At 38.1% G+C, this 26,267-nt stretch carries 24 protein-coding genes; 16 read left to right on the top strand and 8 right to left on the bottom strand.

The features are described from left to right. Nucleotides 1–150: 150 nt before the first annotated feature. The 3 genes from AC0JIQ_RS10335 to AC0JIQ_RS10325 all read left to right on the top strand — a co-directional run bounded on the left by AC0JIQ_RS10335 (nt 151) and on the right by AC0JIQ_RS10325 (nt 3,174). The gene (locus AC0JIQ_RS10335) at nt 151–1,863 is read left to right on the top strand and encodes an AAA family ATPase (RefSeq protein WP_474201596.1); all 1,713 of its coding nucleotides are present in this window, start codon (nt 151–153) and stop codon (nt 1,861–1,863) included. A 9-nt stretch (nt 1,864–1,872) separates the two neighbouring features. Next, entirely contained in the window at nt 1,873–2,235 is a 363-nt protein-coding gene (locus AC0JIQ_RS10330) for a 5-carboxymethyl-2-hydroxymuconate Delta-isomerase (protein ID WP_474201595.1), read from the top strand. 87 nt (nt 2,236–2,322) lie between these two features. Then, nucleotides 2,323–3,174 carry an AraC family transcriptional regulator gene (locus tag AC0JIQ_RS10325; RefSeq protein WP_474201594.1) on the top strand — a complete coding sequence of 284 codons (852 nt, stop codon included), beginning with the start codon at nt 2,323–2,325 and terminating at the stop codon, nt 3,172–3,174. Nucleotides 3,175–3,205: 31 nt separating this feature from the next. Here AC0JIQ_RS10325 and thiM read toward each other — a convergent pair whose 3' ends face one another. Continuing rightward, nucleotides 3,206–4,021 carry a hydroxyethylthiazole kinase gene (gene thiM, locus AC0JIQ_RS10320; protein ID WP_474201593.1) on the bottom strand — a complete coding sequence of 272 codons (816 nt, stop codon included), beginning with the start codon at nt 4,019–4,021 and terminating at the stop codon, nt 3,206–3,208. A gap of 35 nt (nt 4,022–4,056) precedes the next feature. Further along, nucleotides 4,057–5,217: a hypothetical protein gene (locus AC0JIQ_RS10315; RefSeq protein ID WP_474201592.1), complete on the bottom strand. Its 1,161-nt coding sequence runs from the start codon at nt 5,215–5,217 to the stop codon at nt 4,057–4,059. Nucleotides 5,218–5,445: 228 nt separating this feature from the next. Here AC0JIQ_RS10315 and AC0JIQ_RS10310 point away from each other — a divergent pair, with 228 nt between their 5' ends. The 4 genes from AC0JIQ_RS10310 (at nt 5,446) to AC0JIQ_RS10295 (ending at nt 7,894) form a co-directional block, all read left to right on the top strand. Further along, the gene (locus AC0JIQ_RS10310; RefSeq protein ID WP_474201591.1) at nt 5,446–5,919 is read left to right on the top strand and encodes a DUF2147 domain-containing protein; all 474 of its coding nucleotides are present in this window, start codon (nt 5,446–5,448) and stop codon (nt 5,917–5,919) included. 142 nt (nt 5,920–6,061) lie between these two features. Beyond that, entirely contained in the window at nt 6,062–6,538 is a 477-nt protein-coding gene (locus tag AC0JIQ_RS10305; protein ID WP_004661419.1) for a DUF2147 domain-containing protein, read from the top strand. Between the two features lie 238 nt (nt 6,539–6,776). Continuing rightward, nucleotides 6,777–7,214, top strand: coding sequence for a DUF2147 domain-containing protein (locus tag AC0JIQ_RS10300; RefSeq protein ID WP_228129370.1), 438 nt, complete (start codon nt 6,777–6,779; stop codon nt 7,212–7,214). A gap of 206 nt (nt 7,215–7,420) precedes the next feature. Beyond that, nucleotides 7,421–7,894, top strand: a complete 474-nt coding sequence (locus tag AC0JIQ_RS10295) for a DUF2147 domain-containing protein (protein ID WP_034601217.1) — start codon at nt 7,421–7,423, stop codon at nt 7,892–7,894. A gap of 55 nt (nt 7,895–7,949) precedes the next feature. On the opposite strand, the gene AC0JIQ_RS10290 is transcribed toward AC0JIQ_RS10295, so the two are convergent. Beyond that, complete coding sequence (locus AC0JIQ_RS10290; RefSeq protein ID WP_004661424.1) at nt 7,950–8,207, bottom strand: hypothetical protein; 258 nt, start codon at nt 8,205–8,207, stop codon at nt 7,950–7,952. Between the two features lie 344 nt (nt 8,208–8,551). Between AC0JIQ_RS10290 and pepN the strand changes: the two genes are divergently transcribed. From pepN to AC0JIQ_RS10260, 6 genes are all read left to right on the top strand, one after another. Next, on the top strand, nt 8,552–11,158 hold the full coding sequence (pepN, locus tag AC0JIQ_RS10285) for an aminopeptidase N (RefSeq protein WP_474201590.1): 2,607 nt from the start codon (nt 8,552–8,554) through the stop codon (nt 11,156–11,158). A 111-nt stretch (nt 11,159–11,269) separates the two neighbouring features. Next, a complete protein-coding gene (locus AC0JIQ_RS10280; protein ID WP_474201589.1) occupies nt 11,270–11,953 on the top strand; it encodes a dienelactone hydrolase family protein in 684 nt (227 codons plus the stop codon). Nucleotides 11,954–12,022: 69 nt separating this feature from the next. Then, nucleotides 12,023–12,439 carry an RDD family protein gene (locus tag AC0JIQ_RS10275; RefSeq protein WP_241307663.1) on the top strand — a complete coding sequence of 139 codons (417 nt, stop codon included), beginning with the start codon at nt 12,023–12,025 and terminating at the stop codon, nt 12,437–12,439. 322 nt (nt 12,440–12,761) lie between these two features. Continuing rightward, a complete protein-coding gene (locus tag AC0JIQ_RS10270; protein ID WP_474201588.1) occupies nt 12,762–13,454 on the top strand; it encodes a hypothetical protein in 693 nt (230 codons plus the stop codon). Between the two features lie 56 nt (nt 13,455–13,510). Further along, a complete protein-coding gene (locus AC0JIQ_RS10265; RefSeq protein WP_346511165.1) occupies nt 13,511–14,230 on the top strand; it encodes an MgtC/SapB family protein in 720 nt (239 codons plus the stop codon). A gap of 116 nt (nt 14,231–14,346) precedes the next feature. Next, complete coding sequence (locus tag AC0JIQ_RS10260; protein ID WP_474201587.1) at nt 14,347–16,179, top strand: monovalent cation:proton antiporter-2 (CPA2) family protein; 1,833 nt, start codon at nt 14,347–14,349, stop codon at nt 16,177–16,179. 44 nt (nt 16,180–16,223) lie between these two features. Here the strand turns inward: AC0JIQ_RS10260 and AC0JIQ_RS10255 are convergent, their stop codons facing one another. The 4 genes from AC0JIQ_RS10255 to aceR all read right to left on the bottom strand — a co-directional run bounded on the left by AC0JIQ_RS10255 (nt 16,224) and on the right by aceR (nt 20,224). Continuing rightward, nucleotides 16,224–17,402, bottom strand: coding sequence for a benzoate/H(+) symporter BenE family transporter (locus tag AC0JIQ_RS10255; RefSeq protein WP_474201586.1), 1,179 nt, complete (start codon nt 17,400–17,402; stop codon nt 16,224–16,226). 107 nt (nt 17,403–17,509) lie between these two features. Continuing rightward, a complete protein-coding gene (gene leuE, locus AC0JIQ_RS10250) occupies nt 17,510–18,160 on the bottom strand; it encodes a leucine efflux protein LeuE (protein WP_474201585.1) in 651 nt (216 codons plus the stop codon). Nucleotides 18,161–18,233: 73 nt separating this feature from the next. Beyond that, nucleotides 18,234–19,223 carry a transaldolase gene (gene tal, locus AC0JIQ_RS10245; protein WP_336937202.1) on the bottom strand — a complete coding sequence of 330 codons (990 nt, stop codon included), beginning with the start codon at nt 19,221–19,223 and terminating at the stop codon, nt 18,234–18,236. Between the two features lie 107 nt (nt 19,224–19,330). After that, complete coding sequence (gene aceR / locus AC0JIQ_RS10240; RefSeq protein WP_474201584.1) at nt 19,331–20,224, bottom strand: HTH-type transcriptional regulator AceR; 894 nt, start codon at nt 20,222–20,224, stop codon at nt 19,331–19,333. 87 nt (nt 20,225–20,311) lie between these two features. Between aceR and aceI the strand changes: the two genes are divergently transcribed. After that, nucleotides 20,312–20,746 carry a chlorhexidine efflux PACE transporter AceI gene (gene aceI, locus AC0JIQ_RS10235; protein WP_004661441.1) on the top strand — a complete coding sequence of 145 codons (435 nt, stop codon included), beginning with the start codon at nt 20,312–20,314 and terminating at the stop codon, nt 20,744–20,746. Nucleotides 20,747–20,845: 99 nt separating this feature from the next. On the opposite strand, the gene AC0JIQ_RS10230 is transcribed toward aceI, so the two are convergent. Then, nucleotides 20,846–21,436 carry a DUF4291 domain-containing protein gene (locus AC0JIQ_RS10230; protein ID WP_474201583.1) on the bottom strand — a complete coding sequence of 197 codons (591 nt, stop codon included), beginning with the start codon at nt 21,434–21,436 and terminating at the stop codon, nt 20,846–20,848. 284 nt (nt 21,437–21,720) lie between these two features. On the opposite strand from AC0JIQ_RS10230, the gene AC0JIQ_RS10225 reads away from it, so the two are divergent. Both AC0JIQ_RS10225 and mfd read left to right on the top strand, forming a co-directional pair. Further along, complete coding sequence (locus AC0JIQ_RS10225) at nt 21,721–22,533, top strand: SDR family NAD(P)-dependent oxidoreductase (protein ID WP_474201582.1); 813 nt, start codon at nt 21,721–21,723, stop codon at nt 22,531–22,533. A gap of 81 nt (nt 22,534–22,614) precedes the next feature. Then, nucleotides 22,615–26,076 (top strand): transcription-repair coupling factor, encoded by a 3,462-nt coding sequence (mfd, locus tag AC0JIQ_RS10220; RefSeq protein WP_474201581.1) that lies wholly within the window; start codon nt 22,615–22,617, stop codon nt 26,074–26,076. Nucleotides 26,077–26,267 lie beyond the last annotated feature (191 nt).

Below are 26,267 nucleotides of genomic sequence, written 5' to 3'. Positions count from 1 at the left end.
TAATCTGAATTAATTAAGAAACACATTAAATGAAAATGTTTGGATGTCAATGTAAAAATGAGATACAAACAGTTCTCAAAATCAGTTTGAGTTTTTACTTTTACAAAAAAATCGTTAAGCTATGTGCTGTTGTTTTTGACTGAAGAAATTATGAAACAAGAGACTGCACTGAAGTTACTTAAAGCTGGGGAAAATGTTTTTTTAACAGGTTCCGCGGGTGCAGGAAAAACCTATACGCTAAATCAATATATTCACTATCTTAAAGCGCGAAAAGTCCCCGTTGCGATTACGGCTTCTACAGGGATCGCGGCTACGCATATGAATGGAATGACCATTCATACATGGGCAGGGATTGGGATTAAAGATCGTTTGAATGATGATGATCTGAAGCGTATGAAAGAGCGTAAATATTTAAAAGAGCATTTAGAAAATGCCCAAGTCTTGATTATTGATGAAATTTCAATGCTGCATGCCAAACAGCTCAATTTAGTCAATCAGGTACTTAAATACTTTAAAGAAAGTGATGAAGCTTTTGGTGGAATTCAAGTCATTGTTGCAGGTGATTTTTTTCAGTTACCACCAGTGGGTAAGAAGGATGAAAGTAATCGAGATAAATTTTGCTTCATGTCCGAGGCTTGGGTTGAAGCAAAATTCCGAGTTTGCTATTTGACTGAGCAACACCGTCAGGATGATGAAATTTTAAATCAGATATTAAATGCGATTCGAGCACAGAGCATTCAGCAAAATCATATTTTTGCATTACAACAATCACGTCAGCATGATATTGGTGAAACCTTTACCCGTTTATACACACATAATATGGATGTGGATAATATCAATTATCAGCATCTGAACGAAATTGAGAATGAAAGTCATCAATTTAATGCTGTTTTAGATGGTAATGAAAAATTGATCGAAACACTGAAGTCCTCAGTACGCGCACCTGAAGAATTGACCCTTAAAAAGCATGCCAAAGTGATGTTTGTCAAAAATAACTTTGATATGGGTTATATCAATGGCAGTTTAGGTGAAGTGATTGGTTTTGAGGAAGATGATAAACAAGGGATTTTACCAAAGGTCAAATTGACAGATGGAACGACACTACTTGTTGAGCCAGAAACATGGTCAATTGAAAATGAAGCAGGCAAGGTGATTGCAAGTTATCAGCAAATTCCTTTACGTTTGGCGTGGGCGATTACTATTCATAAAAGTCAGGGTATGACTTTAGAAGCAGCAGAAATTAATTTAACGCATACTTTTGAAAAAGGTCAGGGCTATGTGGCTTTGTCTCGGTTAAAGTCACTGACTGGACTGAAATTGCTTGGGTTTAGTGAACAAGCATTAGAGTTGGATAGTTTAGCAATTAAAGCAGATCGCCGTTTTCAGGAATTATCGACTGAAGCAGAAGTCAATTTTGAAAATATTGATCTAACCCCACAGCATAATGCCTTTATTCGTCATTGTGGCGGTACGCTGAATGCAACTGAAATTGCACGTAATGAGAAAAAACTTTCGAAAGGCGAAAAACAAAATTATGCAGCAGCGACTTTAGAGGAAACGCGTGCTTTATTTGAAGATGGTTATGAAATTGAAGATATTGCCCATGAGCGAGGGTTAACGCCTGCAACGATTATTAACCATCTCGCGCGATTGCATAAAGAACAAGGATTAGATATTTCTATTGCTAACCCTGGTGATGAAGTCGTTGAAGAAGTTCGTAAGATTTATAAACGTTTACACAAACGTAAAAATCCTGAGCATTTTACCGATGATGGTTCAATTAAGTTACGTCCAATTGTGGAAGCTACAAGTCCGCGTATGGCTTATGATCAAGTCCGTTTAGCGTTACTGTTTATCGAATAAGAGATTTAAATGCCTCATCTGATTGCAAATTATTCAGCAAATTTAGCTGATCTTGATCAGCAAAAACTTCTTAAGCTAGTCAATACAGTATTGGTTGAGACTGGATTATTTAGTGCCCATGATATTAAGTCGCGCATTTTTAAAGATGAGGTGTTTTTGATTGGGTTGGAGGATCATCAAGAAGCTTATGTTCATCTAAAACTTTATATTTTGAGTGGACGAACCCAAGTTCAGAAGCAAGCAGCAGGTGAGGCATTACTCCGATTGTTAGAACAAAAAGATTATCTAAAAAATGAGGCTGAATATTCAATTCAATTATGTGTTGAAGTGATTGATATGCCAAAAGAGAATTATTTTAAGGCAACGGTCTAATTTGATTTGAAAATCCGCAATTCTGATCAAGTTTACAGGATATAAATCTGGCAAATTAGCTTTCATCAAATGAATTGAGTTAAATGTATGACGCTATATGATCAGAAGTTGCAACGTGTATGTGAGTACATCCAGCAACATCTAGATGATGAGCTAGATCTGAATACGTTGAGTCAAGTTGCATCACTATCTAAATTTCATTTTCATCGCATTTTTGTAGCGAATACAGGTGTGAATCTGATGAAGTTTATTCAGTTGTGTCGTTTAAAACGAGCATCATTTCAACTTGCATTTTCTACTGATACTAAAATTATTGATATTGCTTTACAGTCTGGTTTTGATAGCCCTGAAGCATTTAGCCGCGCATTTAAACGTTCATTTGATCAAACCCCAAGTGCTTTTAGAGAACAGCCGCATTGGCCGTCTTGGCATAAAAGGTTTGTTTTTTCTTTACCTTCGAGAGAAATCATGATGAATGTTAATATTGTAGAAAGAGCCGAAGAGAAAATCGCATTTATTTCTCATCACGGTGCACCTGAGCGTGTATTTGAAACGGCAGCACAATTTATTCAGTGGCGCAAAGAAACGGGGTTATCTCCTATAGCAAAAAGCCGTACCTACGGTATTCCATTTTCTGACCCTGAACAGACTTTAAGTGATGAATTCCGTTTTGATATTGCTGGAACAATCACGGGGAATATCCCTGAAAATACATACAGTGTAAGCACAGGTATTCTTCCCAAAGGCAACTATGCAGTGATTCGGCATTTGGGTAGTCACGATCATATTAAAGACAGTGTTTACTATCTATATCGGGACTGGTTACCACAATCAGCGCGTGAAGTAGGGGATTTCCCTGTCTTTTTTCACTACCACAACTTTGTTCATGATGTAGATGAATGTGATTTGATCACAGACATTTATTTATTACTGAAATAGGGTTTAAGCTCTGCTTATTAGCAGAGCTGAATTATAAAATTTCAATATCTACATATTGCTGAATTAAATTATCATCGAGCATATGAATATAATCTAAAAAAGTAACATTAAAGCTTCCAACTGTTTGAGCATGGTCATATGCCAGTTTGCCTGCAATAGCAAAATGAATATGTGCAGCAAGCGCCGCAATGGTTGAATTCGTTACTGCATGATAAGCGGCGGTTAATGCACCTAGAGCGCATCCTGTTGCAGTAATTTTAGGCTGTAAATGGCAACCACCATTTACTTTGATTACCATATCCAATTGTTTGGAAATGATATAGTCAGATTCACCAGAAATCGCAACACACTCGGTGTGCTGTAACAAACTTTTTGCTTGAGCATAAACATCATGGCTATTTAGTGTGCTATCAACACCTTTAGATTGAACTTGACTACCTGCTAAAGTGCTTATTTCAGAGGCATTGCCGCGGATAATGGTAGGTTGAAACTTGAGTAATTGATCAACAGTTTCACTACGCCATTTCAGGATTGATCCATAGCCAACAGGATCGAGTACCCATGGTCTTTTTTGCTGTTGTGCTGTTTCAGCAGAAATGAGCATCGCTTGAGTTTGTTCAGTCGTCGGTGTACCAATGTTGATGCTTAAAGCTGCGCAAATGTTTGTAAAATCTGCTGCTTCAAATGGATTGTCGATCATTGCGGGCGATGCACCAGCTGCAAGTAATATATTTGCGACGTAATTATTGGCGACACTATTGGTAATACATTGTACCAATGGGGCTTGTTGCTGAAGCGCTTGCCAAGCTTCAATCACTTGTTCAATGAGTTGTTGTTTTTGTGACATTCATCACCCCTTTAAAATTTTAAAAAAATAATAGTTTAACGCGTGAAGTAGTGGTCTTGATGCTTACATCGACGGCAAATCAATGATACATAGTCTGTAGCATCATAATCGACTACAAGATCATTTGAACCGCAATACATGCAACGCTTTACTGCATAAAAATTTAAACGAGGTTCAATCTTGCGCCAAGATTTCCAGACAGGTTGAATAAAAACACTCTCGTCATAACCTAAAAATTTAAATAATAATACTTCGCTCATTTTACTAAATGGAATGGTGTAAGGGCGAGGTAATGTCGTGGTTTCCCAGCGTTCAGCCAAAGCGCGTTCACGATATTGTTCTAATGTCTTTTTGAGTAAGTTGGTATTAATAAATTTATCGTTTCTTGGCTGCAATGCTTTTTGCTTATAGAGGTACTCTAACGCAGTTTGAATTAAGTAAAAAATTTGACCCACTGCGAGCCCTTCCATCAAGCGATAGCAAAAGGCCTGAAAGGAGCGATTGCCTGCAATTTGAATTCCCCAAGTTCTACAATAAAATTGCATGAACTGGACGATTTCTTGATAAAGAATTAAATACAAAGCATCTTTAACTTCATCTGTCGTTTTGAAGGGAATACCTAAACTTAGATTCTCATAAAACCAATGGCGCAATTGTTGGGTTACACTAAACAGACTCGGATCAGAATAACCATCAAGCCGAAGATTAAGATAAAAATGTTCTGTTTCTAGGCTCGAATCTTGTGATTTTAAGATGCCTAATTTGAGTAACTCTTGAACGAGTTGATTTTGAAATAAATAATTGGGGGTGAAATCATGATATTTAATGTTCTTCCAGTGGATTAATTCATCATGCTGTACATCTTCACGAGCATAACTGTCCAACAAACTTAGTAAAAATAATTTATGCATGAAGCTGAGTTGATTCAGGCTATAAATCACTTCATCTTTGACTTTGTATTTACGTTGTTCTTGTAAAATGGTTTGTTGAGTTTGTTTTTTGCGTTGAGCGGTGCATTGAGCACAATGGCAATTCAGTTTGCTGTCACTTTTAAATACACGATGTTTGCAATGACTACATTCATGAAATTGGAATTCTTGCGAGTATTGCTCAGCTTCAATCCAGAACATGGATGCTTGGCACAATGGACAATGGCTACTTTCATCTAGCTGCTTTTGCAGAATCTGTAAATCCATTGACAATAAACCTATATAACCACGAAATGAAAGGATTATACATTGCTCGTGCTCGGAGTGAGAAAAAGATTATTTGCACTGAAAAAGTGATTTTGTATTGAGATTTAATCCACTGAATTTTATATAAAAGCTAAGCAAGTGGCTTATCCATTTTTTAAAATATGGTAAATTTCTGTCCCAATTAAAAGATGTTATTAAGTTTGTTTATAGAAGTAGAAAGGGATAAGGATGAATAATCAAATATTGTTGAAATGCTCTATTGCATTAATTGCTTGTTTTACAAGTATTCTCTCATATGCAAGTTCAATTGAAGGCTATTGGCGCAGTATTGATGATCGGACAGGTGAACAACTGACCATCATTGAAATCAGGAAAGCAACGGATAACACTTATCGCGGAAAAATCGTTTATATCTATCCGAATGCGCAAGGGGCGATCGTAACACATTGTGTTAACTGTCCACCGCCATATACAGGAAAGCCACGTTTAGGTTTAGAAGTTTTAACTGGTTTGGTTGAAGACCCCAATAAAGCAAATAGTTTTATTAATGGACGCATCTTAGAGAGCAAAACTGGAAAAGTGTACAAAGGTAAAGCTCGATTAAATGCAGATGGTAAGCATTTAAATATGCGCGGTTATGTTGGAATTTCAGCTTTGGGTAGAAATACGGTTTGGATACGCACAGATAGTGCGAACCCGTAATCATTTATTTTTTAATATGTGAGTTGCTTAAAATTCATTGTGATTTTAAGCAATTAAATATCCATTCGTCTTGTTGACTGTCTAAGAACATTGGAATAAAAATGTATATCAGATGGATCTATTTTGCATTAGGGAGCAGATTATGCAAAAAAACTCACTCATGAAAGGACTCGTGGGAATTTCATTTGCCCTATTCGCAACTGCTAATTTCGCGGCGACACCTGAAGGCTTTTGGAAAAGTATTGATGACCGTACGGGTGAACAGCTTTCAATCGTAGAAATTAAAAAGAAACCTGATAATACTTATACAGGAACAATTGTATATCGTTATCCAGTACCGGGCGGTGGTACGGTATTAACCAATTGTGTTAAATGTCCTGAGCCTTTCAAAAACAAACCTATTTTAGGACTTCAGATCGCATCAGGTTTGAGAGAAGATCCTAAAAATCCAAACCATTATATTGATGGAAAAGTACTCGAACCTAAAACGGGCAATGTTTATAAAGGCAAAGCTCAGTTAAGTGCTGATGGTAAACGTTTACGTATGCGCGGATATATGGGGATTTCTGCTTTAGGTCGTACCCAAGTTTGGATTAGGACTGACAGTGCCAATCCTTAACCTTGTTGAACAAATAAATTTGGTTCAATATCAGGGTTTATATCTTAATGAATTTATGTCTAATCGTATTTAGTTATTTTATGAATTCATTTATGTAGATCAGTTTCAATGCTTTGATATTGAATCAGAGAGGTTTTTTATGCTCTATCCTAAGAGATCGAGCATAAAAAAGATTTTCCTTATTCAAAACGTTGAGGCTTCTATGTATAAAAATTCATTAAAGAAATGCCTAATCGGAATGGCGTTGATAATTACAAGTGTTGGTAGTTATGCAAGTTCAATCGAGGGTTACTGGAAAAGTATAGATGATCGTACGGGTGAGCAGCTTTCAATTGTCGAAATTAGAAAAGGCACTGACGGTTATTATCATGGCAAAATTGTCTATCGTTACCCCAATGCACACGGTATTAAGTTAGCCAATTGTGTTAAATGCCCTGAGCCATATACCAATCATCCAATCCTTGGCTTAGAAATCTTATCAAAGCTCAAAGACAATCCTGAAAATCCAGATGCGTATATTGATGGTAGAATAATGGAACCTACCAGTGGCCGGATCTACAAAGGCAAGGCACTTGTAACGAGTGATGGTAAGCGCTTACGGATGCGTGGCTATATGGGGATCTCGGCTTTAGGGCGGACCGTGGTTTGGCTAAGAACGGATCATGCCAATCCTTAAAAATATTGTAAGTTGTTAGAAATGTGAAGAATCTATTTTGTATTTAAAAAATAATGTTATTGATTACATGAATTATATCAGTTAGATAAGTTGTTTTTTAAGCAAAAGAACGCACCAGTAGAGTGAAAGTTCTAATGAAGTGTGATAAGTTTCAATAATTAAACCTATAAAGATGAATGGGTTAGTTTTTAAAAGACGGGGTTAGTATGCTAAATCAAATATTCATGAAGGGATTCATGGGGCTTTCTATTGCTTTTTTAAGCATGACGACCTATTCCGCTTCAATCGAAGGTTATTGGAAAAGTATTGAAGAACGTACAGGTGAACAGCTTTCAATTGTCGAGATTCGTAAAGGATCAGATGGTCGTTTTCACGGTAAAATTGTTTATCGCTATCCTAACGCTCGTGGTTTTTCATTGACTAACTGCATCAAATGCGCAGCACCAAATACAAATAAGCCATTGCTTGGTTTAGAAATTTTATCAGGTTTTAGAGAAGATCCAGATAAACCAGATGCCTATATCGATGGCCGAGTATTAGAGGCGAGCAGTGGTAAAGTTTATAAAGGTAAAGCGGTCGTAACGGGTGAAGGTAAACGTTTACGTATGCGCGGTTATATGGGCGTTTCTGCCTTAGGTCGTACAGTCGTCTGGTTACGAACAGATAGTGCAAATCCTTAATTAGTGTAATAAAAAACCTCGAAAATATTTCGAGGTTTTTTATTAAATGTAAAAGTTAAACAGGGCATGGTAAGTTTTCGTCCTCCTGACCGATTTTTTTGGCGTTGATAAGCGCTTGAACTTTTTTACTTGGTAATTTTTCTTTTCCAAGTTCGTCATAGGTATTCACGATATTCGTTACTTCTAAGCTGCTGAGTTCGATTCCTTCTGCTGTTAAAAAAACGGAAATGACATGATGATCCACACCTGCTTTTGCGAGATCATGGATCGCTTTAATATTTTCTAAACGATATAAGTGTGCTTTTAATTCCATCGTCTTAACCCTCGCTTGTTTTATTGTATTACCTACATTGGCATATAAACTTAAGCAATAACCGTGCACAAAATGTAAAGCGCATAAAAAAAATGTAATTCGAACCTTGGAATTTGGTTAATTTTGTAGCGTTTATTTAAAATTAGAAAATACTGTTGTTATTCTGTCTAAATAGAATTCCATTTTAATCAATTAATTTGAAAATCACTGAACTAAACCCCAATAAAAATACTTGAAACTAAGATATGGGCTTAAAGACAGCTTTTGTAAGTTGGCGTATGATCGACTAATCAAGAAGTCTTGATAACAAGACCATCCGACATGATGAACGATAAGGAATACTGATGAATATTGCAGCACAGCCTCCTGTACAAGCAGATCAAACGATTTATTTAAAAGATTATCAAAAGCCATCGTTCTTGGTTGAATCAATCAACTTAAATATTCAAGTTTATGATGATCATACGATTGTTGATTCTACACTGGTGATGAAGCGTCAGACTGCAGGGGAGTTGGTTCTGTTAGGTCGTGATCTTGAATTAAAATCGGTTCAATTGAATGGGCAAGTCCTGAGTGCAGAGCAATATCAGTTAGATAGTGAACAATTGCTGATCACTGATGCACCAGATCAGGTCATTCTACAAACTCAAGTGATCATTCATCCAGAATCGAACACGCAGCTTGAAGGTTTATACAAGGCGGGTGATTTATTCGTCACTCAGAATGAGCCCGAGGGTTTCCGTAAAATTACCTTCTATCCTGACCGTCCTGATGTATTGGCTGAATTTACTACGCGTGTAGAGGCTGATACGAAATATCCAGTACTACTTGCAAATGGTAACTTATTGGAAACAGGTGAGGCTGGTGAAGGTCGTCATTTTGCGATCTGGCAAGATCCGACCAAGAAACCAAGCTATTTATTTGCCTGTGTGATTGGTGATTTGGCAGTATTGAAAGATCGTTACACCACGTCTGAAGGTCGTGATGTTGCTTTAGAAATTTATGCAATCGAGAAAGATATTCCGAAATGTCACATCGCCATGGAAGCATTAAAGCATTCGATGCGTTGGGACGAAGAACACTATGGTCGTCCTTACGATCTCGATAACTACATGATTGTCGCCGTCAGTCAGTTCAACATGGGTGCGATGGAAAATAAAGGTTTAAATATCTTTAATACGTCTTGTGTGCTTGCCGATGAGGAATACACCACTGATGCTGCGATTATGCGAGTTCAGTCTGTGATTGCACATGAATATTTCCATAACTGGACAGGCAACCGAATTACCTGTCGTGACTGGTTCCAATTGTGTTTAAAAGAGGGCTTAACGGTTTTCCGTGATCAGTCTTTCTCTGAAGATTTACAATCAGCAGCGGTACAACGAATTGATGATGTAGCGGTATTGAAATCGCATCAGTTCCCAGAAGATGCTGGCCCATTATCGCATCCGCCTCGTCCAGACCATTTTGTCGAAATCAACAACTTCTATACCGCGACAGTGTATGAGAAGGGTGCTGAAATCAACCGTATGATGGCCACTTTATTGGGTAAAGAAAAATACCGTCAAGGGACTGATGAATATTTCCTGCGTCATGATGGGCAAGCGGTTACAGTTGAAGATTGGGTTGCGGCATTGAGCGCAGGTTCAGGTGTTGATCTATCTAACTTCCTCACTTGGTATAACCAACCTGGTACACCAAAGTTAGAAGCTAAAGGTGAATATGATGCTGCTGCGCAGACTTATCGTTTAAGCTTCAAACAAAACTTGAAAGCACATCCAAAATATCCAAATCTCAAAGCAGTGCCAATTCCTGTGGCTCTGGCATTATTTAATGCCAATACAGGTGAACAATATACCTTGCACAGCACTGATCTGTTTGTGAATGATGTCAAAGATGGCGTATATTTATTTGATCAAGATGAAGCAACAATTGAATTTACAGGGGTGACTGAGCAACCTGTGGCTTCGTTATTACGTAATTTCTCTGCACCTGTCAATTTGGTGTTTGATTATTCCAATGATGATCTTGCGTTCTTGATTCAGCACGAAACCAATGGCTTTAACCAATGGCAAGCGACACAAACTTTATTGGAACGTATTCTTTTAGAAGACCATAAGGTGGATACCTATATTCAGGCAATTAAAAATACCTTGCCAGACCTAGTGAATAAAGATCCGTTATTGGCATCGCGTTTATTTGATGTACCAAGTGAAAACTATTTAGGTAGTCGTATTGATCAAGACTATGAGCCTGAATTGATTCGTGAGAAGCGTGAAGCGGTGCTGGATCGTTTAGCACGTGACCTAGGTTCATTCTGGAAAGAGACTTATTTGGCCTTAGATCCAGACCAGCAAAAAGAGTTTTCTTTGGCGATGGGCGTACGTTCATTAAAGAATATCACTCTGAATATGTTGGCGCGCCAAGGTGATGAGTCTGTATTTGATTTGGCTTATGCGCAATACCAACAAACAGGCAATATGTCTGAACGTTTAGGCGCATTACGTGTTTTAGTCTGGAATGATGCGCCACAAGCGCAGGCTGCACTTGCAGATTTCTATAACCGTTTTAAAGATGAAGCCTTATCTTTAGATCAGTGGTTTAGCATCCAAGCTTCGAATCCATGTGCGACAGCGGAAACGATTGAATACCTCACCAAACATGCGGATTATGATTTGGGTACACCAAACCGTATCCGTGCTGTGAGTGGTGGACTTGCTGCAAATCCAGTCAATACGTGGAGCTTTGGTGTCGATCATTTTATTGAGCTTGCCGCTTATTTGGATGAGAAAAATCCAATTTTAGGTTCGCGTTTATTACAAGTGTTGTCACGTTGGTACACCTTGGCTGAACCACAACGTAGCCAGGTGCAACAAGCACTTAAAGCATTGCAACCTAAAGTAAAATCGAAAAATGTAGCAGAAACATTGAACAGTTTACTCAGTATTTAATTTACTGATTGAATGAATAGGAAAAGGATGTCGTCAGACATCCTTTTTTATTTGACAATTAGTATTGTCAGAAATAGTATGGAAATTATTCGAATGTAACGGATGACTGCAATGGAAATAAAAACAATCACATTACCAACACGTCAAATTGAAGTTGAAGTGTATGCACCCACACAAAGCTCTGAAAAAACACCTGCGATTTTATTGCTACACGAGTTATTTGGTATCCTCGATGTCTATCGTGAAGATGCTCAAGACTTGGCTGATCGTGGCTATTTGGTCTATGTGCCTAATCTATTTAGTGGCGGTGCAGTCAAATATTGTATTCGTGCTATGGTGAGTAAAGCAGGACGTATCAATGCAGCGGACAGTGAAGTCAATCAAGAAATTCATGTCTTGCTCGATGCATTAAAGGCAGATCCTCGATCAAATGGTCGCTTAGGCATGTTAGGGCAGTGCTTAACCGGTGGTTATGTGATTCAGATGGCGAAGCGGGAAGATATGTTAGCACCTGTGGTTTATCATCATTCTCTGGGTATTCAAGGCGCGGGTGTTCCAAACAAAGAATCTTTAGATGAAGTGCGTATTTTACAAGGGCATTGGTCTACGGTTGATCCATTTTGTCCTGCCACTAAGCGCAATAAACTGATTCAACACTTGGGTGATCGAGTGGAAGCTTATACTTACAATATGCCACATGGTTTCCGCAGTGTTAGTCGTGGACTTCCAGAGGCTAAAGTCGTTTGGCAGCGCACGGTTGATTTTTTTGATCGAGAATTAAAACAAAATGCTTGATGAGTGATATGCTGAAAAATAGATAATTTATAAGTATTTATATTCTAGAGAAATAGAAGAGAGGGGAACATGTCACATAAGTACGAATATGCTGGTTTCTGGATACGTTTTGCAGCATCAATAATTGATAACATCATTATTTTTGTTGCATTGATTCCTATTGCAATGCTTTTAGGTTGGGAATCGACCTATTCATCTCGCTTAAGTTCAGGAATTGACTGGCTCTGGCAAATTCTGGTTGCAGTATTTTTTGTATTTTGTTGGGTTAAATTTGCAGGTACGCCAGGAAAACGTTTACTACGTTTAAAAGTACTAGATGAAAGGACTGGTGAAAATATTACTGTTGGACAAGGAATTATTCGATATATTGGTTATTTTCCAGCAATATTAGTTCTATTTATTGGTTTGATTTGGGTAGCTTTTGATTCTAAGAAACAAGGCTGGCACGACAAAATGGCCAAAACAGTGGTGGTGAGAGAGCTGTAATCTAAAAAGTTTTCAAAATTTAAATTTATCGTGTAATAAAAAATTCACATAATAGGGCTTGTTAATCCTATAGCACGCCCTATAATGCCCGTGAGTTTATTCAACGGAGATCCTAAATGGGAAGTTGTTCGAGGTTCGGGTTTAATAGAAGATTAAGCCAAAACGAATACTGAGCAAGTGAGCTATTTAGGTCGGCTATCTTGCAATGAGTTAGCTTTGTTAAAAATATTCTAAACCCTTCTATAATATTTTGCTGTACCCATAAAATTTATTGTATTGACTGCATCCTGTTTAGTTTCTCACCTAAAATGGGGAGAAGCCTATGTTTTTTCATGCTTCCATTCAATGGCTTGCCATTCTTAATGTATTTATTTTGTGTGGATTATTGCTGACTCAAAAGAGTAAGGCGGGTCCACTCATCAACACAGATGATGTCTCTATTACAGCGGCACAGCTGTGTCAGCTAGAAAGTACATATAGTTATAACAAAGATCGTACTTGGTCTTATCAAGTTATACCTGCCTGTAACCTTAATCAAAATCTAGAAGTATCATTGGGCTATCATTCAAGTAAAGATCAGGATCAGATTCATGGCTTTTCGGTTCAAGCGAAAAGTATTTTAAAGCCAATGGAGAATGACTGGGGGATCGCCAGTAGTTTACAGCTATCACGTGATGATGTTGCTCATCATGGGGATTTAAACTGGTTTTTGAATGTTCCTGTCAGTTTTCAACTTTTAGATCAACGTTTAGCATTGGATGCCAATCTCGGTTATCAACAGGCTGATGAGCGCCTCGTTCGCTGGGGAATAGCTTCAACCTATACGCTGACCGAGCATGTCGGTGTAACACTTGAAACTTATAATCAAGATCGCCAAGCGCCATTTTTCCAGACAGCGTTGCAATATAGTTTGATTCCCAATGTACTTACTTTGGAAGCCTCCTTTGGTGATCGTTTAGGTCGTATAAAACAGCATTGGTTTGGACTGGGCTTAAGCTATACGCCATCATCATAATTATCTTAGATTCAATTTATCCATTATTAGAATCACTAATAATAAATAGGTGTCAGATGCAATTAAAATTTCTAGAAAATACAGATTTATCCAATATCGTTGATACTTTAATTAGTTTATCTGTTGCATTCATTTTAGGTGCATTGATTGGATTTGAACGTCAATATCGACAGCGTACAGCGGGACTTAGAACAAATGTTTTAGTCGCTGTGGGCGCAGCAATTTTTGTAGATATTGCAATTAATTTGACTGGAGCTGATGGAGCAGTTCGGGTGATTGCTTATGTTGTTTCAGGAATTGGTTTCTTAGGTGCAGGTGTGATTATGCGCCAAGAAGGCAACATTCATGGTTTAAATACGGCTGCGACATTATGGTGTTCTGCTGCTGTCGGTGCCTCGGCAGGTGCTGATTTGATTGTTGAAGCGATACTTGCAACAGCTTTTATTTTAGCGGCAAATACGCTCTTAAGACCTATTGTTCACGCCATAGATCGCCGTCCATTAGATGATGAGGCAGAAGTCTTACATGTTATCTATATTATTTGTGATCGTACTCAGAGTAAGGTAGTCATGGACGAGCTGAATCTAACTTTGAAACATCATAACTATCCTGCCAAAGATATTGATGTAACGCCGTTTGGTGAAAAAGAGGTTGAGATAGAAGCGACACTGATTGCGAGTTCAATTGAGACTGAAGATGCGCAGCATATTATTAATCATCTGAACGCGATGCCACAAATTCGTCAAGCTTTCTGGGATAAAAATGCAATTAACTAAGTTATATATATCAGTATTTTAAATAGCTCTATTGGGAATAACTATCTCGTAATTGATATACAAGTCTTTTATTGTTTCACATACAATAAAGTCAGATAAATAAAAATGAGAACAGTATGAGTTCAGAAGCACACTCGATCAGTTTAATTGCCCCTGTCGTTTTATTGGCCGCGGCCGTAATAGCCGTTCCTATTTTTAAACGAATTGGCTTGGGCTCAGTTCTTGGTTATTTAATTGCTGGCTTAGTTATTGGTCCATTTGGATTCGCATTTTTTCATGATTCTGCTTCGATTCTACATATTGCAGAGCTTGGTATTGTCATGTACTTATTTGTGATTGGGCTGGAAATGCAGCCCTCACATTTATGGAGTCTAAGGCGTGAGATTTTTGGCTTAGGAACTTTGCAAATTATTGCTTGTGCTTTGGCATTAACAGGTGTTGGGCTTTTATTTGGATTTAAATGGCAAGTTGCATTTATTGGTGCAGCAGGTTTTGTACTGACGTCTACCGCAATTGTGATGCAACTCTTGGGTGATCGTGGTGATATTGCACAGCCACAAGGTCAAAAGATTGTTGCGATTTTATTATTTGAAGATTTATTAATTGTCCCATTACTGGCAATTGTTGCTTTTATGGCACCGAATCATGTGGTGGAAAGTACCTCAGCACGTTTGGAAAATATAGGTATTGGTTTAATTGCAATTGCAGGTTTAATCGCCGCAGGTTATTGGTTGCTCAATCCTTTGTTTAGATTGCTTGCTGCTGCAAAAGCACGAGAAGTAATGACTGCTGCTGCACTTTTAGTGGTGTTGGGTGCTGCTTTATTGATGCAAGTCAGTGGCTTATCTATGGCAATGGGGGCATTTCTTGCAGGCGTGTTGCTATCAGAATCAACTTTTAGACACCAAATTGAAGCCGATATTGAACCATTTCGAGGAATTTTATTGGGGCTATTTTTCCTTGGTGTTGGAATGTCGCTAGATTTATCGGTCGTGAAGCAAAACTGGCAACTGATTGTCAGTGGCGTTATTGCAATGATGTTTGCTAAATCACTCATGATTTATATCGTTGCGCGAATAACCCAAAGTCGGCATACGGAAGCTTTGGATCGTGCTTTATTGATGGCTCAAGGTGGTGAGTTTGCCTTTGTTCTGTTTTCTGCTGCTGTCTCTGCCCAAGTGATTGATAATACAGTTAAGTCGAATCTAACAGCAATTATTGTACTGTCTATGGTGTTAACTCCAATCTTAGGCATTCTTTTTAAGCGATTTACCGAAACCAAAGATTCAGTTTCTCTTGATAATGTCGATATTGCTGAAGGTCTAAGCGGCAGTATTCTAATGATTGGTTTTGGTCGTTTTGGTCAAGTGACGAGTCAATTACTCTTGGCAAGAGGGGTTGATGTGACGATCATTGATAATGACATCGACATGATTCAAAACGCAGAAAAATTTGGTTTTAAAATTTACTACGGCGATGGCTGTCGTCTCGATATTTTACATGCTTCAGGCGCTTCGACGGCAGAAGCAATCGTGATTTGTGTTGACAGTAAGCAAACAACCAATCGAATTGTGGAATTGGTTACGAATGAGTTTCCGTTAGCCAAAGTCTTGGTTCGTTCTTATGATCGGGAACATTCACTACATTTGGTCAAACAAAAAGTCGATTATATGATTCGTGAAACCTTTGAATCTGCGATTAAATTCGGTGAAGTCATTTTAGAACAATTAGGTGTCGATGAAGATGAGGTTCGCATGATCTCAAATGAAATTCGAGAACGTGATAATGAGCGTTTTGAAACAGAAATTGCTGCGGATGATGTCTATGCAGGGGTAGGTTTACAATACTCACATTCCCATCCTCGGCCTACAGCACCATTGATTCGACCTAAGCAAGCAGGACGAATTTTAAATGGTGAAGAAACTGAAAAGGATGTAGAAGATAGGTAAATCGACTTTGAAATAAAATGGATTTAAATAAGTCTTAGCCAGAACTAAGACTTATTTTTTAATTTAAATTTGAATAAAACTAAAACAAAAATACCCAATAAAAGCCCCCAAAATGCAGAACCAATTCCGAAAAACTGAATCCCAGATGCGCTACATAAAAAGGTGAGTAATGCTGCTTCTCGTTCTTCTACGTTTGCAAAAGCCACTGCAATGTTATGGCTAATCGTGGCAAATAGGGCAATACCTGCAAGTGCAACAATAAAAATAGGCGGAAATGACATGAGTAAGCTGACTAAGGTTGCAGCGAAAAGCCCCATTAAAATATAAAACAAACCACAACTTATACCTGCAATATAGCGTTTGCTCGGATCAGGATGCACTTGATCATCTAAGCTGACCGCTGCACTAATCGCGGCTAAATTTATCGAGAAGCAACCAAAAGGAGCGAAAATCGTATGTGCAATACCTGTCCAGCCTACTAGTTGATTGACGTGTGGGTGATAACCATAGCTTTTAATCATGGCAATACCGGGCAAATTTTGCGAAGTCATATTAATGACAAACAACGGTAAGGCTAGACCCAGTAATGCAGACCATGAAAATGAGGGTTGCATCCATACAGGTTGAGTAAAAGACCAAGTGATTGAATGTAATTGAAAATCAATAAATAGAGGGCAAATCATTGCACCTAAAATCACTGTCAGCACAATGCTATAACGAGGCAATATGCGTTTTGAAACAAGATAAATTGCTAACATGCTCAAGATAAAACCGAGCTGATTTTCTAAGCTGCTGAAGATCTGAATTCCAAATTTTAATAAAATCCCTGCAAGCATCGCACATGTGAGGCTTTGAGGAATATGCGCCAGTAACTTTTGGAAAATGCCTGAAAATCCAACGATTGCGATTGCGACGCCACAAATTAAGAAAGCACCAATCGCTTCATACAAATCATAATGACCAGTCGATGCAATGATCAGTGCAATCCCCGGAGTCGACCATGCAGTAGCAACTGGATATTTATATTTCCAAGATAAGATGAGTCCTGATAATCCAATCGCCAAACCTAATGCCCAAAACCAAGAGCTGATTTGTGCTGTATTTGCACCTAAAGATTGTGCGCCTTGGATCACTAATACAGCAGAAACGCTAATCCCAATCAGGAAAGTAATAAAGCCAGCAAAAACGGCAGGAATCGAAAAATCTTGAATTAGACGTTGCATCAATGCATCTATACTTGATTAAAATTTGTTGAAAAGTATATCGTTAATTCAGCGGAAATCGTAGTTTAAAAATGATTGAATTAATTGATCATATGATCAAAACATTATTATGTAAGGGTAGACGTTGCCAATCGTAATCCAAAAATAAAGAATAAAATACCCACGCTACAAACACCTCCAGCGGCAAGTTTGTAATTATGTTTGAAAAAGTTTGCTAATTTAACACCTGAAAAAATCAGAGCAGTCAGATAGGTCAAACTGACCAGTTGCACAATAATGGCTAAGATCAGAAAGCTGAGTGCTGGATAAGTATAATTGGGTTGTACAAATTGCACGAAAAAAGACAGGAAAAACAGAATCGCTTTAGGATTGAGTAAACTGATACTGAGTGCGGTACGATAGGGATGAATTTGATCTAAACGTGGTAAATCAGCCATCTCAGTAGGGTGTGGAGGTTTATTCCATGTCTGATATGCACTTTGTAATAGCTTGAAGCCTAGATAAGCGAGATAACAAGCCCCTGTTAACTTGAGAACGATAAATAAAATTGGGAAGGCTTTTAATAATGATGCCGCACCTAAGACTGTACACAAGATTAAAATAGAATCGCCTGTGAATACGCCACATGCCGCTGCATAACCAGTACGAATACCATAGCGTGAAGCGACGGACATTACATATAAAGAGTTTGGGCCAGGCAATAACACAATTAAGATTGTACCAATAATGAAAGTGGTTAAATCTGTTATGCCGAACACAATCTACTCATTAAAAAAACCGATTTTCGCTAATATAACAAAAATCGGTTTTTATAGGTGAAAAATAAACTAATTAAGGTCGAATCTCTGCATCAATACCAAAAGATTGACGCAGTAATAAACTCAAATGATCACGTGCTTTGATAAAGCCATCAATACCACCTTGTAGTAATTGGAAAGCCATTAAATCTTGCTCAAGTTCAGCTTTAAAACTTTCTTTGGTTTGAGCTGTACGTTCAATTTTCTCAGCTTGTTGCGCCGAAGTTGAGCTGAGTTGAGCTTCAACAACCTGTTGATCTTGTTCAAGTTGAGCCAATAGATTTGGTGCAATTGTGAGTAAGTCACAACCTGCTAAACCAAGGACTTGTGCTGTGCTACGGAAACTTGCTCCCATGACCTGTGTCGCAATGCCGTGTTGTTTGTAATAGTTATAAATTTTCTTGACTGAAAGAACACCTGGATCGTTTTCGATTGGGTATTGCTCGACGCCTTCCGCTTTTTTATACCAGTCTAATATGCGACCGACAAAAGGAGAAATTAGGGTTACTTTTGCATCTGCGCAAGCTTGGGCCTGATGCAAACCAAACAATAATGTTAAGTTACATGGAATCCCTTCAGCCTCTAAAACTTTAGCTGCTTGAATGCCTTCCCACGTTGATGCGATTTTGATTAAGATACGAGATTGCTCAATACCATAGCCTTGGTAAAGTTTAGAAAGTTCACGCGCTTTGGCAATCGTCGCATCAGTATCATAAGAAAGAGAAGCATCGACTTCAGTTGAAACACGTCCATCAATCAATTTTAAAATTTCAACGCCAAACTTCACCGTCAAAATATCAATGGTGCGTTCAATCAGTTCATCACTTTGATAGCCTTCTTGTTTTGCTTGTGTATAAGCATCTTCAATCAGTTGCTTACTTTCAGGTTGTTCAGCCGCTGCTGTAATGAGTGATGGATTGGTTGTTGCATCTAAGGGACGAAATTTTTCAATCGCTTCTAGATCACTACTATCGGCAACAACGGTTGTTAAATTTTTTAATTGGTGTAATGCAGTCTGAGTCATTGATATAGCGTTCTTACTTAAACAAAATTATGGATAACTTCTTTATAGCACAATCTACAGGAAAGCAAAGCATCGCTTTGAATACATTTAAACCTGAGTGATTTACTCTATTTTCTAGGTTGCTGACGTAGTTGTCGAATGTGTTCAATCAAAAATCTAGCAGCAACACCTAACTCGCTTTCACGACTCCAAACTAGATCGACGTAGTATTCAAACTTTGGGGTGAAATCATAAAGTTGCAAAACTTTTAACTTTTTCTTTAATTCAGGGTTTTCATTAAACATTTCTAAGGGCAAAACACCCCAACCTAAATTCCGAAGAATCATCATACACGCAGAGTGATGATTATCTGTACGCCAATAATCTTTAGAAAATAGTAGTTCTGGCTTGATGCTATGGTCACGGCTAGCGACCACGATTTGGCGCGTCTGCACCATTTGCTCAAATGATATTTGCTCAAATTGGGCTAAAGCATGACCTTGAGCAATCACTGGAACAAGAGCTTCTCTTTTTAATTCAACAAATTGTTCACGACTGTCTAACTGTTCTCGTTCAAACATGAGTGCAAGTTGCGCAGACTGATCCAGTAACATCTGTAAAGCATCTTCCTGAGGAGCAGAAAAAATATTAATAGTTAGATTTGGAAAATGTTGTTCAAGTAACGTGATGTAATCGGTCCAATTGGTATGTAGCAATTCAGAGACGACGACAATGTTTAAAGTTGACTCTAGTCCAGTGCTGAGCGCATGAGCATGTTGTTTCCACTGATTTATCTCAATCAAAAGTTGTTGAGTTTTTTCATATAAAACCATTGCCGCAGGTGTTGGTGTAGGTTCACGTCCAGCTCGCTCGAATAAATTGAGATTGAGATCAATTTCTAAATTGGCAATTGACATACTCACTGCCGAAGGAACTTTGCCGAGTTTCCGCGCAGCCGCAGAAAATGAGCCTGTCTCAATGACAGTTTGAAACATTAGAAGTTGTTCTTGATTAATATTCATCTGTCAAAAAAACTGAAAGAACCTGATTAGATTAATCAAGATTATAAAAATAAAATGGCACGTATCCAAACAAAAGAGTGTTAGAAAATGTTGATTTCCAGAAGAAGACTCATTCATGCAATTAGCTATGAAGTGATCTTATTGGTCATCATCGCAATTGCGTTAAGTTTTATTTTTAGTATGCCTTTAGAGGTGACTGGTATTCTAGGTGTAATCATGGCCGTCATTTCGGTTATTTGGAACATGATTTTTAACCATTATTTTGAGAAAGTTGAACATAAATATCAGTGGAAACGAACGATTCCTGTGCGTATTTTGCATGCGATTGGTTTTGAGGGTGGTTTGATGCTTGCGACCATTCCAATTATTGCTTATATGATGAAGATGAGCTTTATTGATGCATTAATTTTAGATTTTGGTCTTACGATGTGTATTTTGGTTTATACCTTTATTTTCCAATGGTGTTATGACATGGTAGAAGAGCGTTTCTTTCCTGATGTGAAGTTGGCTTCTGTCAATTAATAGATATAGATAAAGGCTGAGAAATCAGCCTTTATTGTTTAACGATTTGATGCTGAAAAAAGTTTAGAAAATCCTATTTTTCAATAAAAAATGATTCAATCAGAGTGAATCTTTTTTTATTGAAGGAATATATACCATTTCTTTTGGTAATAATAATTGAGCTTCTTCCATTTTATTCTTTTGTACTAAAGCATAAATCTGATGTGCAAGTGGTGTGACCTCTGTAATCGAAACAATCCATTGATTTACATAATGTTGAACTGCTTCTTTACTCAGTCCAATTTGTATCGCTCTATGTTCAAGTGGTCGTAATAATAGATCGCGTTCAGGATCCCATTGAATTCGTACAGGTGAATTTTCTTTCAGTTGTTGCCATGCTTGCTCACTTGTGATCGGATCACGGTGACTAAGACAACTATGTGCCAAAGCCCATTCAAAACCTTCTCGGCGAATATCAATGGCCAAGATACGGTTTTGTCCGTTGTCTTTAAAACCCCAGCCTGCACGATACATCATCCAAAGGAATGATGGTTTGATCCATGTCATTCTTTCCATTTTAAATGGTGGTGAGACAAAAGTTTGATTAAGAAGGGCGGCATTTGCAATAGCATCAGAATAAGCTTGATAAACACGAATAGTCTGATTGTTATAAACAGCTCGAATTTGTTGAGTGGGAGTGATTATTGACATAGATTTAGATTAAATTTCTCTCTTTTTATTGAAAGTAAGTTAACTATTTGATTTTTAATTTAAAGTTTATTTTTAAATGACCGTGAGTTTCATTTTTATCGCATATAAACGATTTGAATAGGATAGCGAGTTAAATAGCCTAAGTAAACCAAAATTATTGGTGAGCTTAATTATAAATTGAGAAAGGCATTTTTTGAGTTTTTCCAAAGAAGACTTTTCTCCTGAAAGCTAAATGAATAAGATCAAAATGGATAATTATAGATTGTATAAAAATAGGAAAACGTATGACAAATCTACAAGGAAAAACCATTATATTGACAGGTGCATCAGGTGGAATTGGTGAACAGGCTGCGATTCAACTTGCTGCATTGGGTGCGAAAATTTGTCTCATTGCTCGCCGTAAAGATGAATTGGAACGAGTACAGCAGGTCATTCAACAGCAAAGCGGTCAAGTATGGATTTATCCTGTAGATATTACTCAGGAAGATCATGCTAAAAACTGTATTGAACAAATACTTAGTGAACATGCAAAAGTTGATGTCCTGATTAATAATGCTGCTCGCTCAATACGTCGTCCAATTATTCAGGCATTAGATCGGCTGCACGATTTTGAGCGTACCATGCAAATCAATTATTTTGCAGCAGTGCGTTTGACATTAGCCTTGTTGCCACACTTTCTGGAAAAAGGTGAGGGACATGTTGTCAATATTTCTACTATGTCAACTCAAGTTCCAATTCCATTATTTTCAGCATATCTAGCCAGTAAATCGGCTTTAGAATCCTTTTCACGTTCGCTCAGAATGGAGTTAGGTGATCAAGGAATTGATGTGAGTATTGTTTATTTCCCAATGGTAAGAACACCCATGTCATCTAAAACAAAGATTTATAAACATATGCGGATGCTAGATACGTCCACCGCCGCAGGCTGGATTGTCAAAGCTGTACAGCAAAAATCTTATCGTATTACCAGTACCAGTGGTGCAATTGCCAATGCTTTACTGAATACAGCGCCGACAACTGTGATGAATTTAACTCGACCATTATTTCGTTTGATGGATCGTCGATTAGAGAAAAAATTAAAGGATAAATCCAGTTAGTCTTCTTTCTGGATTCATATCCACATAAAAAACTCCATGTTAAACTAAGCCTATTGTCTTTTCGATTACATGATTTTCTCTATGTTTCAACAAGAAATCTCTCAATTAAACCTACAACAATTCAAAGCAGGCGAAAAACGCTGGATTGGTTCCTTACTTGGATCATCAGCAGCATTATTATTCAAAGAAATTGCCACGCAAAGTTCAAATCTATATGTGATTGTTGCGAGAAATAATCAACATCTTGCTCAGCTCGAAAGTGAACTTGAATTTTACGGGATAAAACCAACGATTTTTCCTGATTGGGAAATCTTGCCTTATGACCGTTTATCGCCACATCAAGATATTGTTTCTGAACGTTTGGCGATTTTAGCGAATATGCCACAAAAGGGTATTCTACTAGTTTCTGCCAGTACCTTAGCGCAACGTGTTGCACCGTACTCATGGGTAGTTGGTGAACACTTTGATATTAAAGTTGGACAACGACTCGATTTAGAAGCACAGAAAAAGCAACTGGTGCAGGCGGGTTATCGTTTGGTTGATACTGTTTATGATCATGGGGAATTTGCAGTTCGTGGCAGTATCATGGACATTTATGCATCTGGACAAGATCAACCGATTCGAATTGATTTATTTGATGATGAAATTGAAAGCTTAAAATTCTTTGATCCAGAAACGCAAAGAACCACTGAATCTTTAAAAAACTTCACTGTTTTACCAGCAAAAGAATTTCCTTTAAAAGAGGGACGTTCTACCTTTAGAGATCGTTACGCAGAAAGTTTTCCAACTGCGAATCCTAAGAAAAACCCAATTTATCAAGATGTACTTGAAGGAATCGCAACACCAGGATTAGAGTTCTATTTACCTTTGTTCTTTGAGAAAAAGGTGATGGAAGCGCAAAGTATGCTTATGACATACTTACCAAAGAATTGCGTTGTCATTACAAATAACGAAGTTGAAGATGAATTAATTAATTTCTGGAAAGAAGTGGTTCGTCGTTATGAAGATCGCCGTCATAACATCGACCAACCAATTCTTCCGCCTGAAGAGCTTTTTTTAATGCCAAATCATGTGTTACAGGCATTAAATCAATTTCCAAGGATTTTAGCTTCAGCAGAAGCATTTGACGAAAAAGTAGGTGTTTTAAATCTTGCAGCAGAACAACCACCAAAGCTTGCAGTTGATCCTAAAAAAGAACAGCCATTTGAAGCAGTTAAACATTATATCGACCAAGTTAAACATCCTGTGTTATTGGTCGCTGAAAGTGCAGGTCGGCGTGAAACCTTAAAAGATGCATTACGTTCGGTTCTAGGTGAAATCCAAAATGTAGAGAGTTTTGTTCAATTTCAGAAAGACAAGCTCCAAGTTGCAATCACAAGCGCGCCATTAGATCGTGGACTCGTGCTCAGCAATCAACTATCAGTCATTTCTGAAAATCAACTCTATGAACATCGGGTAGTGCAACGACGTCGTAAGCGTCAGCAAGAAGTTTCTGAAGAATTTCTTGTCCGGAGTTTAACTGAACTCAGTATCGGTGCGCCTGTAGTACATATCGATCATGGTGTTGGGCGTTATGCAGGCTTAATTACCTTAGAAATTGATCAACAGGATCATGAGTTTTTACAGCTCGATTATGCAGATGGTGCAAAAGTTTATGTGCCTGTCACCAATTTACACCTGATCAGTCGTTATAGTGGTGGCGATCCTGACTTAGCACCTTTACATAAATTAGGTACAGATACATGGAGTAAAGCCAAGCGGAAAGCTTTAGAGCAAATTCATGATGTTGCGGCTGAGTTGTTACATATTCAGGCACGCCGTCAATCGAAACCGGGTTTTGCCTTTGAGCTCGATCATACTGGATATATGCAATTCTCTAGTGGCTTTGCCTATGAAGAGACTTTAGACCAAGCTAACGCGATTGAAGCAACCATCCATGATATGCAGTTGGCGAAACCAATGGATCGTTTGGTATGTGGGGACGTGGGCTTTGGTAAAACCGAAGTGGCGATGCGTGCAGCCTTTGTTGCAGTACAAAACAACAAGCAAGTTGCAGTATTAGTTCCTACTACTTTATTGGCACAGCAGCATTATGAGTCCTTTAAAGATCGTTTTGCTGATACAGCGGTGCGTATTGAAGTGCTGTCTCGTTTTGGTAGTAATAAAACGCATTTGAAAACGATTGAAGACTTAGCTGAAGGCAAAGTTGATATTGTGGTGGGAACACATAAAATCCTGCAAGAAAACATTCAATTCAAGAATCTTGGATTAATGATTGTTGATGAGGAACATCGTTTTGGTGTTCGTGATAAAGAACGGATTAAAGCTTTGCGTGCCGATGTAGATATGCTGACGCTAACGGCGACGCCGATTCCACGAACTCTGAATATGGCATTCTCTGGGATGCGAGATCTTTCGATTATTGCAACGCCGCCTGCCCGCCGTTTAGCAGTCAAAACTTTTGTTCAAGAACATACAGATGACTCAATTAAAGAAGCGATTTTGCGTGAGTTGTTACGTGGTGGTCAGGTTTATTTATTACATAATGAAGTTGAAACCATTGAAAGAGCAGCAGAAACGATTCGTAATTTAGTTCCTGAGGCACGTGTTGCGGTTGCTCATGGACAAATGCGCGAACGTGAACTTGAGCAGGTCATGCAGCAGTTCTATCACAAAGAATATAATGTTCTCGTGTGTTCAACCATTATCGAAACGGGTATTGATGTACCCAATGCCAATACGATTATCATTGAAAGAGCAGATAAGTTAGGTTTGGCGCAATTGCATCAATTACGTGGTCGTGTTGGGCGTTCGCATCACCAAGCGTATGCTTATTTATTGGTTCCATCGCTAAAACATCTCAAAGGCGATGCAGAAAAGCGTCTTGATGCCATTCAACGTGCTTCAACACTGGGCGCAGGATTCATGCTTGCAACTGAAGACTTGGAGATTCGGGGTGCGGGTGAATTACTCGGTGAGCAGCAAAGTGGTTCGATGCAAGCGATTGGTTATAGCTTGTATATGGAAATGCTAGAGAAAGCGACCAAAGCCATCCAAAAAGGTAAAACGCCAAACTTTGATGCGCCTTTGTCATTAACTGCTGAAATTAACCTACATATGCCTGCGCTGATTCCAGATGATTATCTAGGAGATGTACATCAGCGTTTGTTGTTTTACAAGCGTATTAGTAATACTGATACGCAAGAGAAGCTTGATAATATTCGGATGGAACTGATTGATCGTTTTGGCATTCCACCTCAGTCAGTCAAACAATTGTTTAGTGTGCATCAATTACGTTTGAAAGCAGAGCAGTTAGGGATTACTAAGATTGATGTCAATAATAATGGTGGATACATTGAATTTTCGCCAGACACACCAGTGCAAGCAATCAGTATCATTCAATTAATGCAAAAGAATCCAACCCACTATCGTATGGAAGGTGGTCAACGTTTAAAGATCACAGTGCAAATGGCTGAGTACGATAAGCGGATTCAGTTTATTGTTGATCTATTGAATAAACTACTCAACGAACTACATAGTTAGTTGAAAAGTAAATTTTTTGCTGCATAATTAAACTACTTTGATTTTCTTTAAGCAAAGAATCTGCTTTTTGTCAGATGTTGATGTAATAAATAAAGAAAATCATTGTTATTTGTAATCAAACAGGCGACTAATAATACTCACATCAAAACTGATGTGATAGTATTGACCATCATCATTATTCTGCATCATTT

Source organism: Acinetobacter sp. FB (assembly GCF_056033405.1).
Note: the sequence above shows the minus strand (reverse complement) of the source record. Positions and strands in the feature narration are given on the sequence as shown.